At 37.6% G+C, this 17400-nt stretch carries 14 protein-coding genes; 7 read left to right on the top strand and 7 right to left on the bottom strand.

Going from position 1 to position 17400, the window contains the following annotated elements:
* Positions 1-60 precede the first annotated feature (60 nt).
* The gene (locus CY0110_RS00415; RefSeq protein WP_035797914.1) at positions 61-3375 is read right to left on the bottom strand and encodes an efflux RND transporter permease subunit; all 3315 of its coding nucleotides are present in this window, start codon (positions 3373-3375) and stop codon (positions 61-63) included.
* A gap of 190 nt (positions 3376-3565) precedes the next feature.
* On the opposite strand from CY0110_RS00415, the gene CY0110_RS00410 reads away from it, so the two are divergent.
* The 3 genes from CY0110_RS00410 to CY0110_RS00400 are packed head-to-tail and all read left to right on the top strand — an operon-like array spanning position 3566 to position 6076.
* Positions 3566-4216: a potassium channel family protein gene (locus tag CY0110_RS00410; protein ID WP_008272538.1), complete on the top strand. Its 651-nt coding sequence runs from the start codon at positions 3566-3568 to the stop codon at positions 4214-4216.
* 19 nt (positions 4217-4235) lie between these two features.
* Entirely contained in the window at positions 4236-5330 is a 1095-nt protein-coding gene (locus tag CY0110_RS00405) for a HAMP domain-containing sensor histidine kinase (protein ID WP_008272537.1), read from the top strand.
* Positions 5331-5353: 23 nt separating this feature from the next.
* Positions 5354-6076, top strand: a complete 723-nt coding sequence (locus tag CY0110_RS00400; protein ID WP_008272536.1) for a 4'-phosphopantetheinyl transferase family protein — start codon at positions 5354-5356, stop codon at positions 6074-6076.
* Between the two features lie 79 nt (positions 6077-6155).
* Here the strand turns inward: CY0110_RS00400 and CY0110_RS00395 are convergent, their stop codons facing one another.
* Positions 6156-7175: a glycosyltransferase gene (locus CY0110_RS00395; RefSeq protein WP_035797911.1), complete on the bottom strand. Its 1020-nt coding sequence runs from the start codon at positions 7173-7175 to the stop codon at positions 6156-6158.
* 162 nt (positions 7176-7337) lie between these two features.
* Between CY0110_RS00395 and rfbD the strand changes: the two genes are divergently transcribed.
* Together rfbD and CY0110_RS00385 are read left to right on the top strand one after the other, a co-directional pair.
* Complete coding sequence (gene rfbD, locus CY0110_RS00390; protein ID WP_008272534.1) at positions 7338-8216, top strand: dTDP-4-dehydrorhamnose reductase; 879 nt, start codon at positions 7338-7340, stop codon at positions 8214-8216.
* Positions 8217-8229: 13 nt separating this feature from the next.
* The gene (locus CY0110_RS00385; RefSeq protein ID WP_008272533.1) at positions 8230-9303 is read left to right on the top strand and encodes a glucose-1-phosphate thymidylyltransferase; all 1074 of its coding nucleotides are present in this window, start codon (positions 8230-8232) and stop codon (positions 9301-9303) included.
* Positions 9304-9357: 54 nt separating this feature from the next.
* On the opposite strand, the gene CY0110_RS00380 is transcribed toward CY0110_RS00385, so the two are convergent.
* Together CY0110_RS00380 and CY0110_RS00375 are read right to left on the bottom strand one after the other, a co-directional pair.
* Entirely contained in the window at positions 9358-10101 is a 744-nt protein-coding gene (locus tag CY0110_RS00380) for an SDR family NAD(P)-dependent oxidoreductase (RefSeq protein ID WP_008272532.1), read from the bottom strand.
* A 160-nt stretch (positions 10102-10261) separates the two neighbouring features.
* Positions 10262-11485 (bottom strand): glycosyltransferase family 4 protein, encoded by a 1224-nt coding sequence (locus CY0110_RS00375; RefSeq protein WP_198139083.1) that lies wholly within the window; start codon positions 11483-11485, stop codon positions 10262-10264.
* Positions 11486-11686: 201 nt separating this feature from the next.
* Here CY0110_RS00375 and CY0110_RS00370 point away from each other — a divergent pair, with 201 nt between their 5' ends.
* Positions 11687-11980 carry an RNA recognition motif domain-containing protein gene (locus CY0110_RS00370; protein ID WP_008272530.1) on the top strand — a complete coding sequence of 98 codons (294 nt, stop codon included), beginning with the start codon at positions 11687-11689 and terminating at the stop codon, positions 11978-11980.
* Between the two features lie 48 nt (positions 11981-12028).
* Here CY0110_RS00370 and CY0110_RS00365 read toward each other — a convergent pair whose 3' ends face one another.
* The 3 genes from CY0110_RS00365 to CY0110_RS00355 are packed head-to-tail and all read right to left on the bottom strand — an operon-like array spanning position 12029 to position 15207.
* Positions 12029-13000 carry a GDP-mannose 4,6-dehydratase gene (locus CY0110_RS00365; RefSeq protein ID WP_008272529.1) on the bottom strand — a complete coding sequence of 324 codons (972 nt, stop codon included), beginning with the start codon at positions 12998-13000 and terminating at the stop codon, positions 12029-12031.
* Positions 13001-13009: 9 nt separating this feature from the next.
* Positions 13010-13945, bottom strand: coding sequence for a glycosyltransferase family 2 protein (locus CY0110_RS00360; RefSeq protein ID WP_008272528.1), 936 nt, complete (start codon positions 13943-13945; stop codon positions 13010-13012).
* A 26-nt stretch (positions 13946-13971) separates the two neighbouring features.
* Positions 13972-15207, bottom strand: a complete 1236-nt coding sequence (locus CY0110_RS00355) for a glycosyltransferase family 4 protein (RefSeq protein WP_232285660.1) — start codon at positions 15205-15207, stop codon at positions 13972-13974.
* Positions 15208-15506: 299 nt separating this feature from the next.
* On the opposite strand from CY0110_RS00355, the gene CY0110_RS00350 reads away from it, so the two are divergent.
* Entirely contained in the window at positions 15507-17189 is a 1683-nt protein-coding gene (locus CY0110_RS00350; RefSeq protein ID WP_008272526.1) for a metallophosphoesterase family protein, read from the top strand.
* Positions 17190-17400 lie beyond the last annotated feature (211 nt).

Here is a 17400-nt window from a genome sequence, read left to right as displayed (position 1 = left end):
AAGTAGGAATTCGGGGTTCGGGGTTGATATTTGTTTCTCCATACTCTCCACACTTATAACCTACTCTCCTTGAGAAGAAACCCGATAAACTGGAGTTTTTTCCTCTTCTGGTGCAGTAGGAGAGGGTTGATTACCGTTTCCGTGGCCATTTCCCCCATCGTTGGGAGGGGTTCCGTCATCCCCACCGAGAACATATTTTTCAAAGTTTTTAATAACAATATAGAGAATAGGAACCAACACCAAACTTAACACGGTTGCTAAGGCCAAACCTCCAAAAATAGCCGTCCCCAAAGACCAACGACTAACCGCTCCGACACTTGAGGCAGCCAACAGGGGAGCAAACCCCACCAAGGAAGAAACTGCTGTCATTAAAATGGGACGTAACCGTTGTTCAGCAGCATTAATGGCTGCTTGAGTGATACTCATCCCAAGATCACGGGACTGGTTAGCAAATTCGACAATAAGAATCGCATTTTTAGCAGCTAACCCGATTAACATTACTAACGCTACCTGGGCATACATATTATTATTTAACACCGGCCAAATACCGTCACCAGGGTTAAATGGGGCGGTTTGCACAAAAGTCACCCGTAACCAAATCATCCCCAACGCTCCTAAAATAGCCAACGGAACCGTCAAGAGGATGATGGTGGGGTCGATATAGCTTTCGTATTGGGCTGCTAATACGAGAAATACCATGACAAAGGCTAGACCAAAGACAATAGGGGCTGCCCCGGCCGAGCTTTGTTCTTCGGCTGCCGTATTTGTCCAGGAATAGCCGAAACCAGGCTGTAGCGTCTCCTGGGCAACTGCTTCCATTGCTTTAATCACCTGACCGGAACTATAACCCGGTGCTGGAGAGGCAATGAGTTTAATAGCAGGGAATGTTTTGTAACGAGTGAGAATCGGAGGATAAGTAGTGGTTTCGGTACTAACTAAGTTACTGAGTTGAACCATCGCTCCTTCTCGCGATCGCACATACAAACGGCCGATATCTTGGGGGTTAGAGCGATCTTGTGCCATTGCTTGGGCATAAACCCGATAAAGACGACCTTCAAAGACGAATTGATTGACAAAATTAGAGCCAATATAAGTTTGTAAAGTTCTTAAAATACTATCAATATCAACGTTTTGCGCTTTGGCCTTTTCTCGGTCGATGGATAGCGTCAGCAAAGGACTATTAAACGTAAAAGTGGTAAAGGTTTGCCCAATTTCTGGCCGTTGATTAGCGGCCGTTATCACCCGTTGCACATTATCGATCAACGCATCCATTCCCTTTAACTGACGGTCTTGAATAAAGATTTCTGACCCGTCAAAGTTACTTAAACCATCCACAGGAGGGGCATTGCTGGCAAACACTCTAGCTCCAGATATGTTTTGAGCAAACTCTCGATTGAGAGTTTGAATGATGCCAAAAGCTGATTTTTTCGCGCCTGGCCGTTCTTCCCAAGGCTTTAATTTAATAAAGGTGAGAGACTTATTGGCGTTTCTCCCTTCAAAGGAAAATCCTGTTAAATTAATCACATGGTCTAGAGTTTGCTCCGCATTATCCATATTTTGAATAATGTCTGTAATTTGTCGATCAATGGCCTGAGTATAATTGAGAGATACCCCTGGGGGTGCGTCCGTTAGGGCGAAGAAATAGCCTTGATCTTCGGCTGGAATAAAGCCGGATGGCATAGTGGTATAGACCCAACCAGTAGCCACTAAGCCGGCAATAAATAAGGCCATAATGACAATTCGGATACGGGTTAAAAAATTAATAAAACCGCGATATCCTTGGCGAATAATATCAAATCCTTGGTTAAACCAGCGAAACAAAACGGCTAAAGGGCCGTGTTTGTCTTCAGGTGGACCCAGTAAAATGGCTGACATGGTAGGGGAGAAGGTTAAGGCATTGAAGGTGGAAAATAAAACTGCAAAGATGATAGTTAGGGCAAACTGTCGATAAACGATGCCGATGGTCCCTGGGAAGAAGCACACCGGAATAAACACCGCCATTAAGACAACGGAGGTGGAAATCGTCGCCCCAAACAGTTCATCCATTGCATCCATCGCTGCTTGCGTGGGGCGCATTCCCTGGGCTAATTTACTCGAAACTGCTTCTACAATGACGATGCCATCATCTACCACTAACCCAGTAGCCAAGACACACGCAAAAAGACTTAACTGGTTGAGGCTAAAGCCAAAAGCGTTTAAACCGATCATAGCCCCTACTAATGCCACAGGGATGGCAATACCCGGAATAATAGTGGTGCGCCAGTCTTGGAGGAACACAAAGATCACCAATACTACTAAGGCGATCGCCTGGAGTAGGGTGATGCTTAAATCGTTGAGAGAGGCATTCACAAATAGCGTATTATCTAAACCGATGACCACTTTCAGGCCAGGGGGAAAATTTGGCTCTAATTCTGCCATTTTCGCTTTAGCTGCGTCGGCGGTTTCTAGGGCGTTACTACCGGGTAACTGATAAATTAAAAATGCTACCCCTGTGAAGCCATCAACGTTAACTACAGTGTCATAGTTTTCCATCCCTAATTCTGCATAACCCACATCCCCAATGCGGATCAAGGTGCCATCGTTCCCAACTTTGACCACCAGATCCTCTGCTTCTGCAACGGTTTGAAAGCGTCCTTGTATCCGTAGGGGAAGTTCAAACTGTTGTTCGGGTGGGGCAGGTTGTTGTCCAATTCTTCCTACCCCAACATCAAAATTCTGTTCATTGATCACGGCCACTACATCTAAAGCGGTTAGTCCCCTAGCGGCTAATTTATCAGGATCAAGCCAGATTCTCATGGCATAGTTTGCCCCCCCAAATAAACCCACTGATCCCACCCCTGGCAACCCTTTCATCTCATTGGAGATGTAGCGATCAACATAGTTATAGATAAAGGTTTTATCATAGAGGGGTTGACCGTCTGGCCCGTTTTCAGCATAAAATCCATACACTAGAGTTAAACTGGGTGATTGGGTGTTTGTTCTCACCCCTGCTTGATTCACCACGGAGGGTAAGGTAGATTGAGCTTGAGAGACTCGGTTTTGAACCAGTACCTGGGCAGTATTGCGATCCATTTCCGTCGGAAAGGTGACGTTAATCGAGACATTCCCGGTATTATCGGTAAAGGAGTCGATCCACCTGACTTGCTCGGTTCCGTTGATTTCCCGTTCTAATACGGCGGTAACGTTGTCTTCTGTTGTTTTAGCATCAGCACCGATATAATTAGCTGTTACTGCAACTTTTTTCGGTGCAATTTCAGGTAACTTATCTAAGGGCAACACCGCCATAGAGATAGTCCCCAAAAGAATAATAACAATAGTGCAAACGGTACTTAATACAGGTCTTTTAATAAAAGCGTTTGATAGGGACAGTAACATGATCCTGGGTCAATTAAAGACGGGTAAAGAAGAAAGTTTGTTATGATTTGAGGTGTAATGCCGATTAGTTTAACAAAGATATCGCTTATTGATAACTAAATTAAATAATTTGTTTCATTGAGATTTATTTATCTTCTTTCTTAACTTTTGTTTTTGTTTTATCATGGTTAATATTTAGCTCAATATAATCATGAAAGTTCCTTGGAGATTTTATTCTTTAGCTACCGGATACAATAAACTTTTTATTGGTCTTGTTTTACTGTTTTTATTGGCTCCATTTGCCTCTTTAAATAGTTCTATTGGTTGGCTGGTTAGTATTTTCTTTCTTGTCACGTTATTTTTAGGTTTAAACACCCTTAATTTACCTAATAATATACTTTTTTTATTGAGGGTATTTGCTGCTTTAGGGTTTATTGCTGATATTATTGTTTTACCTTCTGATACTTTAACAGCGATCAGTTCTTTAATATCTGATTGTTCTTATAGTCTCTTTAACATACTGGTTATTTTAGCGATTGGATTTAGAATTTCCAACGAAGAAAAAGTCGATAAACAAGTGATTAGAGGAAGTATTTGTGTTTATTTACTTTTAGGAGTTTTCTGGTTTAGTTTATATAAAATTGTTTTATTTTTTGATCCCAATGCTTTCTCTCTCCCTGACCATTTAGAAGAATCTTCTTTATTTTATTTTAGCTTCACAACCTTAACAACCTTAGGCTATGGTGATATTACCCCTAATAATGCTTTTGCTATGACTTTAACTAATGCAGAAGCTTTAGTTGGACAAATGTATCCAGCAATTGCTATTGCTAAATTAGTCAGTCTTTATACGTCTGAATAACTTTTATTAACATAAAAAAATGTCTAAATTAACTCTAGGAACACGGTTATTTTTATCTCATTTATTAGTGATGTTTGTGGGATTAGGTAGTTTTATTTGTATTGCTAAATTTTCTTCACCTAGAATGTTTGTTATTCGCTTGGAAAAACTAGAACAACAAGGTTTTTTTACGGTTCGTTCAGCGAGAACTTATTTAGTTAAAGGCTTTGAAACAGCGTGGAATAATAGCGCATTTTGGTCAGTAATTTTCGGTGTTAGTGCTGCTGGAGGTGTGAGTTATTTTGTCTCTCGACGTACGATGAAACCTTTAAATCAAATGAAAGAAATTACTCAAAAATTAGCGCAAGGTCATTTAGATGAAAGAATGCCAGAAACCGATATTCCAGAATGGGATCAATTAGGAAATAGCTTCAATATCATGGCTAATAGTTTAGAAGGAGTTGAAAAAAGAAGACGAGAATTAATTAGTGATATGACCCATGAGTTAAGAACGCCTTTAACTGTTATGAGGGGTTATTTAGAAGAATTAGCTAATGGTTCCATTGAAGGAAATCCTGATCTCTATTTAAACTTAGTTAAAGAGACGAGAAGATTAGAAAGATTAATTCATGATCTGCAAGAACTTTCTAAAGCAGAAGCAGGTTATCTTTCTATTACTTTACATCCTATCAATATGATTCCTTTATTAAAGTCTTTAGTAGAAAGATTTAGCGATCAAATACTCGAAGACGGCCCAACAATTCAATTAAACTGTCCTCAAGAATTACCTCAAGTTTTAGCAGATAGCGATCGCATTGAACAAATATTAGTTAATTTAATGGGTAATGCCATTCGTTATACAGAAATAGGAACAATTACGATTAAAGCTTGGTCAACAAAGAAACAAGTTTGGATCGAAATTATTGACACAGGAATAGGGATTAAATCCGAAGATTTACCCTATGTTTTTGAAAGATTTTGGCGTGCCGATAAATCCCGTTCACGGTATTCTGGAGGGACAGGAATCGGCCTAGCAATTACTCGTCGTCTGGTAGAATTACAAGGGGGTAAAATTGAAGTAGAAAGTGAGATAGGAAAAGGAAGTGTTTTCCGCTTTTCTCTTTCTATTGCTTAATCTTTATGATTGATAACTAAATTATGAATATAGTATGGAAAAGTCCTTCTAAGAACTTAAACATTAATTCCCAAGAAGTTCATATATGGAAAAAAAACTTAGAACAATCATCTATCAATGTTCAAAAGAGTTTCAAAATTTTAAATGAAGATGAAAAGGATAAAGCTCAACGATTTCGCTTTGAAAAACATCAAAAAAGATTTACTATAGCAAGAAGTAGCTTAAAACAGATTTTAAGTTATTATTTGTTAATATCTCCTCAAGAAATTGAATTTGAGTATAATGATTATGGAAAACCTAAGTTATTAGATAAAATCAATAAACTTGGTTTACAGTTTAATGTATCCCATTCAGAAGATATTGCAATTTATGGCATAACTTGTCATTCTTTGATTGGAGTTGATATTGAATATATACGTCCGATGCCAGAAGCAGAGAATTTAGCAAAACGTTTCTTTTCTAAGCAAGAATATGAATATATTAGTTTATTATCGTCCGCAGAAAAAGAACGAGAGTTTTTTAAATTGTGGACAGTAAAAGAAGCTTATTTAAAAGCTATTGGAAAAGGAATAAGTGGAGGATTAGAAAAAGTAGAAATTTCCCCGAATGAACCAATAAAATTTCTTAATCTTCCTGGTTTTAATAGGGAAATTTGGCAAATATTTTCTTTTATTCCTGAAGACCACTATTTAGCAGCTATAGTCTTTAAAGGAGAATATTATAGAATTGATTATTGGCAATTTTAAACTTATATTGTGAAGCTAATAAACTTCCACATTGTTAGGAATAATACAAGATTTCCAGTCCAAAGTTATTAATCTATTACTATGTCAGTTGATCGAGGATTTTACCTAAATGCCTTCCTGCCGATTCATCAGAAAAATTCATTTCGGCATAGTTACCTGCCTCTTTAGCCATAGAACTCCGTAATTTCTCATCAGACCATAATTGAGCAATAGCACTACTTAAATCGTCAATAGAGTAAGGTTTCACAAATAGTCCTGTTCGACCATGGTCAATATAATCTTCTGAACCTACGCAACGAGTAGCGATCACAGGACGACTCATACGCATCGCTTCAACAATAGTTACTTGACCTGCTCCTGTAGTATGTTCTATTAATGGAATAATATTCACTCTTGCTTTCTGAGCTAAAACATGACATTGTTGTGGAGTCAGGCCTGAACGAACCTCTACGTTAGAAGGAATAGCTAAACCTTGTATTGAATGTTGAGCAGCAACAACAATGGTTCGTACTCCCAGTTTTTTCACAGCATTAAATAATGTTTGATAGTCACGATTAGCTGATCCCATTGCGACGACAAAAGGATTATCCATTTCTTCTGAGGTTACTATCGGAATAGGTGCTCGTTGTAAAGGAATGAATTTAAATCTACTTTCAGGGAGTTTTAACCAAGAGCTTACCGTTTCACATTCTTTTTTTGAATGAACAACAAACTGATCTATTTCTCTAAGTCCAGCACTAGCTAGTGACTGTTTGATCCCTGAATAAAGTTTTCCAATATTGAAACACCATGCTATGACTGGTACATTCTTCCTCGAAAAACGCTTTCTCCATCCGATCAAACTTGCTAGTTGAGGGAAAACAGTAATACAACCTCCAATAGTTTGTCCCCAAGCATCTCCACTTTGATTCCAGTGAATCAACCATTCTTCTAAAGGGGTATTTCGTGATGAACGATTGTGCCAGCCTAAATTAGTTGAATTTTCCTTACGGGGAATTTTTGTGAATTGATGTTCCCCAGAAGGAACAAAATCGTCTAGCCATCGAGCTTGGTCCATATTATTTTTCTCAAAAAAAGGTGCAACAACAGTCCAGTGCATAAGATTACTCTATTAGGCTATTAAAAAATTTTTTATATCGTACCATGATACTACAGTAAAAATCATAGTCTCAAAAGCGGGATTGATTACCTTTTGCGATTGCATTACACCTAAAACCTGTAAAATAATAAGTGACTTCATAGCTTCTTAGGTAAAATACCCATGTACAAGATATTGTTAACCGGAAGTGATGGACAAGTTGGCCAAGACTTACAGCAAACCTTAAGCCCTATTGGAGAAGTCATTGCTACTAACCGTCAGCAACTTGATTTAACCTCTCCTGATAATATTCGTCAAGTTATCCAAAAAATTCAACCCGATATTATTATTAATTCTGCTGCTTATACTGCCGTTGACAAAGCAGAAAGTGAATCAGACTTAGCTTTTGCAGTTAACGGAGTTGCTCCAGCAATCATAGCAGAAGAAGCTAAAAAAATAGGTGCATTTCTATTGCATATTTCTACAGATTATGTGTTTGACGGGAAGAAAAATACGCCTTATTTAGAAACAGATATCACTCACCCTTTAGGAGTTTATGGAAAAAGCAAACTCGCAGGAGAACAGGGTATCGAAAAAAACGGCGATCGCTATGTTATTTTAAGAACAGCTTGGGTTTATGGTACTGAAGGGAAAGGTAACTTTGTCAAAACTATGTTACGTTTAGGTCAGCAAAAAGAGCAATTAGGCATTGTTAGTGATCAAGTTGGCAGTCCCACCTGGTCTTATGATATTGCTAATACAATCTCCCAAATACTAACTAAACTTAATCTAGCAGAAACAAGAGAAATTTATCATTTTACAAATAGCGGTGTAGCAAGCTGGTATGATTTAGCAGTAGCTATTTTTGAAGAGGCTAAAAATCTTGGTTTTCCTCTAAATATTAAACAAGTTAATCCTATTACAACCGAAGAATATCCCACACCAGCTAAACGTCCTCATTATTCAGTTTTATCTGGAAAAAAGACGGCCAACCTATTAGGATACAATGCACCCTATTGGCGTGATTCCCTTAAAGAAATGTTAATAAAACTCTCTAAATAACTAACTTAAAATTATGAAGGCATTAATTCTTTCCGGCGGAAAAGGAACCAGACTACGACCCCTTACTTATACAGGTGCAAAACAATTAGTTCCTGTTGCGAATAAACCCATTCTATGGTACGGAATTGAGTCGATTGTTAAAGCGGGAATTACCGAGATTGGTATTATTATTAGTCCCGAAACAGGGGAAGAAATACGCAAAAAAACCGATAAGGGTAAACATTTAGGAGCAAATATTACCTATATTGTACAAGAGGAACCTTTAGGATTAGCCCATGCGGTAAAAGTAGCCCAACCCTTTTTAGGAAATGACCCCTTTATTATGTATTTAGGGGATAACTTAATTCAAGATGATCTGAACCTCTTTTTAGATAAGTTTAAAAATAAGCATTTAGATGGATTAATTTTATTGCGTTCCGTCCCTAATCCTACTGCTTTTGGTGTAGCTGAAGTGGACGAAAAAGGACGAGTATTAAAATTAGTTGAAAAGCCCAAACATCCTCCGTCAAATTTAGCACTGGTTGGGGTTTATTTCTTCTCTACTGGTATTCATGAAGCTATTGAGAACATTCAACCATCAGCGAGGGGAGAATTAGAAATTACCGATGCTATTCAAAAATTAATTGATAGTGAAAAAATTGTTGAATCAGTTCAATTAAATGGTTGGTGGTTAGACACAGGAAAAAAAGATGATTTACTAGAAGCAAACCGCATTATATTAGACACGAATTTAACCATCGATAAAGCAGGAAATATTGATCAATGTAGTAAAATAAGTGGTAGAGTCAATATAAAAAAAAGCTCAAAAATTATTAACAGTACCATTCGCGGACCTGTTATGATCGGAGAAAATTGTCATATTGAAAATTGTTTTATTGGTCCTTATACAAGTATTGGCGATCAATGTACTTTAATCGATGCTGATATTGAACATAGTGTCCTTTTAGAAGGCGCACAAGTATTAAAAATACATCAAAGAATTGTTGATAGTTTAATTGGACAACGAGCTAAACTAGAAATGGCTCCTCAACGACCAAAAGCTCTGAGATTCATGGTAGGAGATGATTCTCATATTGAATTAGTTTAAACTGGAGAATAAATTGTCCTCAAAGTTCTTTTATCAAAAAATCTCTTTCAACATCTATGCGCCCCAACCGCCATCCACACGCAGGGTTGCTCCAGTAATATTGCTGGCCTCCGGTGAAGCAACATACGCTACCAGGGAAGCCACCTCTTCGGGTTTGCCGTAGCGACCGAGAGCGGTCACAGCCTTTTGGTAGTTAGCTTGTGGTCCATCAGCGGGATTCGATTCGGTATCAATTGGCCCGGGTTCCACACAATTGACAGTAATCTTCTGCGGACCGAGATCTCGCGCCCAACCTCTGGTCAGACCGGCTATGGTGAATTTAGTGGCGCAGTAGATGGAAAGTCCTGGCATGGGTACGGCTTCGCCCAAAGAACTACCAATGTTGATGATGCGTCCGCCCGACTCCATACGTCGAGCAGCTTCTCGACTGGCGACAAACACCCCACGCACGTTAAGGTTAATTTGCTTGTCAAAATCTTCGTCGGTAATCTCGGCCAGGCTTCCAGGGACGGCAGTTCCTGCATTATTAACCAAAATTGAGACCTTACCCAAACTCTTTTCGGCTTCGTTGAACAGGCTGATCACTTGAGCCGGGTCACTCATATCAGCTTTGATAGCGATCGCCTGTCCGCCATCAGTCACAATCTGCTCCACCAGCTTTTTAGCTGCATCGGGACTGCTGGCGTAATTCACTACCACATGGGCACCATGACTTGCTAACTTCTGGCAAATCGCAGCTCCGATACCACGGGAGCCACCAGTGACGAGGGCAACTTTGTTCGATAACGGTTGATTCATAAAAAATAACTAAAATAGAGAACAACAAATATTATAAATTTATAATTTCGACATTTCTGAAAAAACGAAGGTATTTCAACCTCATGGGGTACGTCATTTTCATTATAGCAGTTTTCAATTGATCTGAATTCCTACAAGGTCTTAACCATAATTTATAGTGCTATCGTAACTTACATTTATCCATAATTATTTTCTCATATTCTTTCCCTAAACTTTCCCAAGTAAAATGATTTTCTACATAATATCGAGCATTTTTTGATAAAGTCTGGCGTAATTTTTTATCTTCAAATAAATTACTAATAGCTTTCATATATTCCTTTATTGTATTCGCTCTTAACGCTCTTAAAGGGATGTTTTTTCCATCAACTTCCATTCCTTCTAAACCGCGATCGCTTGCTACGATAGGAACCCCTACAGCCATTGCTTCTAGGGTTTTATTTTTAATACCAAATCCTGACCTTAAAGGAATGACACACACCGTTGCTTTATGCAAATACTCTGCCATTGAAGGCACTTTTCCCGTGACAATAATATCTGGGATTTCTGCTAATTTTATAACTGAAGGTGCAGGATTTGCACCAACAATAGTTAAAGTAAGATCAGGATATTTTTGACGTAATAAAGGAAAAATATCTTGACTAAAAAAGCAAGCAGCATCAATATTTACCACATAATCCATTCCCCCCGTAATAATCAAATGATGACCTCCTGGGTCACTTTTTCGATAAGGAAAAATGTCTAAATCAACCCCATTAGGAAGTACAGAAACTGGAGTATCGATCTTAAATTCTTTCAGTTGTTGATAATCTTCATCTGTGGTGACAACAATATGGGAAAACTTCTGATAAACTCGTTTTTCGTAACGTTTTAATAACGGTAAATAAAGGCGATCACGTTTAAAATTTTCAGAGGTTCCTGTTTCTAATTGATGTTTACAGGTTCGGTAGACAGAGCTATGACTATTAATAATGGTTTTTATCTTATTTTTATAAGAAGGACGAATATAAATTTCATTCACACTGTGTTCACAAGTAATGGCATCAAAATTATTGTTTTCAACTGCTTGATCAAGCCACTTTTGAATAGACTGGTCGTACAAAAAAGAAACATTAGGAGGGGTTCCTGTTATTAAAAATTGACTAAATCGGTTAAATTTTTTAAGTAGTCCTGTTTTGGGGTTAGCAGGACGAGGAAAGAGTATTAAACTTTTAACCCAATGCTTTAAAGCTTCTATTTCTTCTGTAGTAATATCTTCAGCTTTTTGAGTTAAAAAAGTGATTTCATGATGATAACTTAACTGTTTTAATAAATTAAAGGTTCTAACTTGAGTTCCCCCTCGACTGGGAGGATAAGGAAAAGTAGCACAAATCATTAATAATTTCATTGCATCAGAGTAATGGAAACGACAAGTAAACCTGCATGATCTTAATCCAAAAGATATGTTATTATATCAAGTGAGACAAATAAGTATTCGGTAGCAGATTTTGTTATTAGCATTGACGGGTCTTTCCCTTTCAGCCTTGATACGATTCTCTCCGATCACTCAATCTCTACAATCCTTGTAAATAGCGGAGATAATCTAAAAATGTCAATTTATGTAGGAAATTTATCCTATGACGTAACCAAAGAAGACCTTAGCGAAGTCTTTACAGATTATGGTCAGGTTAAGCGTGTTCATATCCCTACTGATCGTGATACCGGCCGTATGCGTGGTTTTGCTTTTGTAGAAATGACTTCTGATGATCAAGAAGAGAAAGCTATCTCTACCCTAGATGGGGCTGAATGGATGGGTCGCACCTTAAAAGTTAACAAAGCAAAAGAACGTCAACCTCGTGGTTCTTTTAACGGTGGTGGTCGAGGAGGCCGTGGCCGTTTCTAAGTTCAAATCATTGAATTAATTCATTGAAGGGTAGGGGTTTTCGACTTTCTACCCTTTGTTATGACTTAGCCTATGTTCTACCATCATTTTGACCACCTCTGGCATTTTATATTGAGCTTTCCAACCTAATTTTTCTTCTGCTTTGCTTGGATTAGCACAACTGTAAGAGATATCGGTAGGACGAAATAAACTTTGATCAGTGATTACATAATCTTGCCAATTTAATTCTAAACAATTAAAGGTTTCAATGACAAACTCTTCTAAAGAATAACTATCTCCTGTAGCAATAACATAATCATCAGCTTGGGGTTGTTGCAGCATTAAATACATGGCTTGAATATATTCAGGGGCCCATCCCCAGTCCCGTCTAATCTTAACATTTCCTAGTTGTAATTTCTGGGAGTGATCTTTAGCAATTTTACAAGCTGTTGCGACAATTTTTTGAGTCACAAATCGTTGGGGACGAAGAGGAGATTCGTGATTAAATAAGATACCAGAACAGGCAAAAATACCATAAGCTTCTCGATAATTTGCCACTTCCCAAAAGGCCGCAGATTTAGCTACAGCATAAGGACTGCGAGGACGAAACGGGGTTAATTCATCGGCCGGGGTTGTCCCAATATCCCCAAAACATTCGCTTGACCCTGCATTATAAAACTTAATCGGTGCATCGGTAAAACGAATGGCCTCAAGTAAATTTAAAGTACCCGTGGCGATACTATCTAATGTTTCTACAGGAAGTTCAAAAGACAATCCCACGGAACTTTGACCCGCTAAATTATAGACCTCATCGGGTTCAATTTTATTGAGAGTTTGTAGAACACTCCGAAAGTCATTTAAAGCCATGGATTCAACTTTAACTTGTTTGCGAATTCCCAGACGAACTAAGTTTTGAAACGAGGACATTTGAGCGTCCCGTGAGGTTCCGCAAACCAAATAACCCTTGTTTAAAAGAAACTGAGCTAAATAAGACCCATCTTGTCCAGAAATGCCACAAATTAAAGCTGTTTTTTGTCCCATTTTATATTGTTATTTTGTTGAAGAATTAGAAGATTTGAAGAATAATTGTAAAGCTTCTTTTAAATAGCCAATTTGACCATAAGCATAAACTAAATTATCAAAACTTTGTGCCGGTTTACCAAGATATTTTACAGATTTATATAAACCTCTAAGTAATCTTTCTCCTCCTCTTCCTAACTGATTAATACCAGTACGGCCAGCAATTTCTTCTCGATAACATTCGCTCACCCCTTGCCACCAACTACGCCGTAAAAACCAACTTCGTTGAAGCCTTTCCGGAGCAACATTATGGGCAACCAGTGCATCAGGAAGATAGGCAACCTCCCATCCTTGATTTAAGGCTAATTCTGTCATAAATAATTCTTCGTTAGATAGCAGTTTTTGGCCGACTCTACCTAAATTAGCATCGAAACCACCAATTTTCTCTAAAAATGACCGTCTCAGGGAATAATTTAAACCTCTTGGGGTAAGTTGGGGGTTGGTGATTGATACTTCTTCTTCCCCTAAATCATAAGCTCCTAATCCTCCTGCTAACTCTTGAGAAATCCAAGCCGGCGGAGTCATATGATCAGGCCAGATTAAGGTGACTTTACCCCCCGCGATCGCTAATTTTTCTTTGCGTTCATAAGCGTCTACCAGAACCTTTAACCAGTGAGGTGAAGCGATCGCATCATCATCAAGATAGGCTAAAATGGGAGCAGTAGTTTCTTTAGCTCCTCGATTACGAGCAACGGATAGCCCTAAAATTGGCTCATAAACGTATCTAAGGTGAGTATTTGATAAAAAGGGTTCAACCACTTCTTTTGTACCATCTGTGGAGCCATTATCGACGATTAGGACTTCATAGATTACCCCCTCTTGAGCTAAAAGACTTTTAATAGCATCACCTAAATAGCGATCGCGGTTATGGGTGCAGATGATAGCAGCAATTTGAGCATTAGACATGATTATAAGAAGGGGTATAGACCATTTCAGGGTGTGAATTTAGTATAGGTATCTAACAACACTTGTTCATAACGTTGAGTCATTTGTTCCCAAGTATATTTATTTTCGACTAAAGTCCGTCCGTTATGGGATAATTTTTCTCTTAGCTTTGCATCCTGAAAGAGACGGCCTACTGCATAAACATATTCATCTACATTATTGGCTCTCATGGCTACTAAAGGAACCCCTGGCCCATCAACGGGTAATCCTTCTAAACCGTAATCACTAGCTACTAATGGGGTTCCGGTGGCCAATGCTTCAAGAGTTCGCATTTTCGTTCCGACACTTTTGCGAATGGGAATAACTGATACAGTGGTGTTATGGAGGTAGTCAAGAACACAAGGGACTTGTCCCGTGACGTGAACCCCTGAAAGTTCCTTTAATTCTAAAACTTTTTCAACCGGCCGACTTCCCACGAGATCAAGGGTTGCATCGGGATAGCGTTGGCGAATTTTCGGAAAAACCTCTAAACTAAAAAACCGTGCAGCATCGACATTAGCAGGTTTGTCCATAGCACCAACAAAGGTAATACGGTGTCCGTCCTTATTATTAGAACGTTTTGGAAAAACTTGTAAGTTGAGTCCATTGGGAACGAGGATAACAGGGACTTCTAATTTTAAGTTTTTTAGGGTTTGTTGTTCGGTTTGATTCGCTGCGACAACGGATGCAAATTTATGACAATATTGTCTTTCATAGCGACGTAATAGGGGTAAACTTAATTGATCCCTTAATCCGCTATCATTAGAATTGGTTTCAATTTGATGTTTATACATCCCATAGACAGAACGATGAATATCAATCACTGTCGGGATTTTTGTTTGCCATTCTGGTCTAACATAAATTTCATTCGCACTTCCTTCGCATAACAAGATATCAAACTTTTCAGATTCAATTGCTTGATCTAACCATTCTTGAATAGCAGACGAATAATGAGATAACACCCTCGGTGGTGTTCCTTGCTGCACAAATACCCCTAGTTGTTTAGCCGTTTCTAAGAAACCTTTGCCATTTTCATGATGGTTGACAGCAGGAAAAACAATACAATTGTTAATGTGCTGCTGTAGCGCATCAATATCCTCCTCTAACACTTGTTCGGGTTCTTGGGTAACTAGGGTAATGTCATACTTTGTATTAAGATGTTTGAGTAAGGAGAAGGTTCTTACCTGGGCTTTTCCCTGTATTGGTGGATAAGGAAAAAGGGATGAAAGTACAAGAATCTTCATAGGTAGATTCATTAGTTATCTAGATTTAGTTTAGCAAGCTTCTCTTTATCTGCAACCTATCTTAAGTAAATATTATTACCCCGTCCTCATAGAAAACTCTGAAATACTCAATTTTTATGATTTTTCACTCATAGTTTATTATGTTTTTCTAACTTTTTTAGTTCATTTGTTCAAAAATGCTTAATTATAACTTTATTTTTGTTGTTATTTAAGATTTAGTTAAAAAATTGAAAATCTCGAATTTTGTAAGAATTATTCCTACGCTATTATTTATCCTCGCTTTTTTATTTGTTATACAAATGTCTTCTAGTCATTCTAATTTAGATTATTCTTTACTAAGCGATCCGTTTTTACAGTTTCCTACGGAATCATCGGTTAAAGTTATTTGGTTTACTGAATTTCCGGGAATTGAACATAAAATTGTTTATGGAGACAATTTAGACAAAGAAATAATTGCTAAGACAACTGAATTAAGTCGTACGAGAGAAGATGAACAATCAAAGGTAAAGGGTGATTATTCGCAAACAACCAGACGCAATATTTGGCGACACGAAGGAGAAATTACAGAGTTGAATCAAGGAAAGAAAGTTCCTTATAAAGTGGTGAGTTTAGTTAAAGAAAATAAAATAGAAAGCAATGTTTTTTCTTTAACTTCTTCTCCTAAAAAAGAAACGCCTTTAAAAATTTTATTAACCTCTGACCATCAATTAAAGCCAATGGTAGCAGCTAATTTACAAAAAGTTGCGGAAACGATGGGTAAAATTGATGCTATTTTTTTTGCTGGTGATTTAGTTAATGTTCCTGACCGCGCTTCAGAATGGTTTGATGATAAACGAGGTGGGGCTTTTTTTCCTTGTCTGCAAGGATTAGCTAATTATACAATAGAAACTGAAGAGACAAAAACCGTTTATCGTGGAGGTCAATTGATTCAATCTGCCCCATTATTTCCTACCATTGGTAATCATGAAGTCATGGGAAAATGGTCAGAGAGCAAAGGTCTATCTAAACAATTTGTAGATGCTATTCCTAGAGAAGTGGCTGAAAGTCTTTACTCAGAAAAAGCTGATGGTATCAACCCCAATTATGATAGTGATTTTAAAGAAAATTGGATAAAAAACAATTCATTTAATACCGATACTTATGAAGAGATTTTTTCCTTTCCTCAAACACAATCGAATAACAGTCATTATTACGCTGTCACTTTTGGTGACATTCGTTTAGTGGTTTTACAAGTGACTAATATTTGGCGTTCTCCTAGCTTAGATAAGAATGTCAAAGGAAGATATCAAGAAGCAGAAAAAGACTTTAATAACGCTGAAAATTGGGGTTATGGTCAACATATTTTTAAACCGATTAAAAAAGGAAGTGAACAGTATCAATGGTTAGAAAAAGAACTAAAAAGTGAAGTATTTCAAAAAGCAAAATATAAAATAGTAATGTTTCATCATCCCGTTCATACCTTAGGAGGCAATATTGTTCCACCTTATACCGATCCCATACAAAAAATCAATAAGGATGCTGATGGAAATATAACAGAAATTCGTTACCAATATCCCAAAGAAAAAGATTATCTTATTCAAGATTTAATGCCACTTTTAGAAACAGCAAATGTTAACTTAGTATTTTATGGTCATTCTCATCTGTGGAACCGTTTTATCAGTTCTAATGGTATTAATTTTCTCGAATCTTCTAATGTAGGTAATAGTTACGGCGCACATTTAGGAGAAAATAAAAGACCAATTCCGCCTGATTATTCTGCGTTAAACTATGTCGAAATTGGCGATCCCAATGGACTTAAACCCGTCATTCCTAATTTAGCACCTTTAATAGATGAAAATAATCATCCTTTACCTTACATTGCCAGTAATGAAATTACCGTTTTTAGCATTTTAGATACAAAAAAAGGAACAGTTAGTAGTTATTACTTTGATATCCGTAAACCTGATTCTAATGCGATTAAATTTGATGAATTTGTAATTTGATGATATTTTTATAATGTTTATCATGATATTTGTTGATCCCCATTAGGTAAGTTTTTGCGTTAGGGGCTTTGCTTAGGTTACATTCATTGATATACTGACAACAGCATTAAATTGATAATAAACCGTACACAACCTTTAAGGAAGTTGTGTTTTTTCTAGGGACAATTCATAAACTGTTCTTATGAATCAATTTTTTGCGTTCCTTTTATAG

The organism is Crocosphaera chwakensis CCY0110 (assembly GCF_000169335.1).
GTDB classification, from domain to species: domain Bacteria; phylum Cyanobacteriota; class Cyanobacteriia; order Cyanobacteriales; family Microcystaceae; genus Crocosphaera; species Crocosphaera chwakensis.
This window is presented reverse-complemented; position numbering and strand designations above follow the sequence as displayed.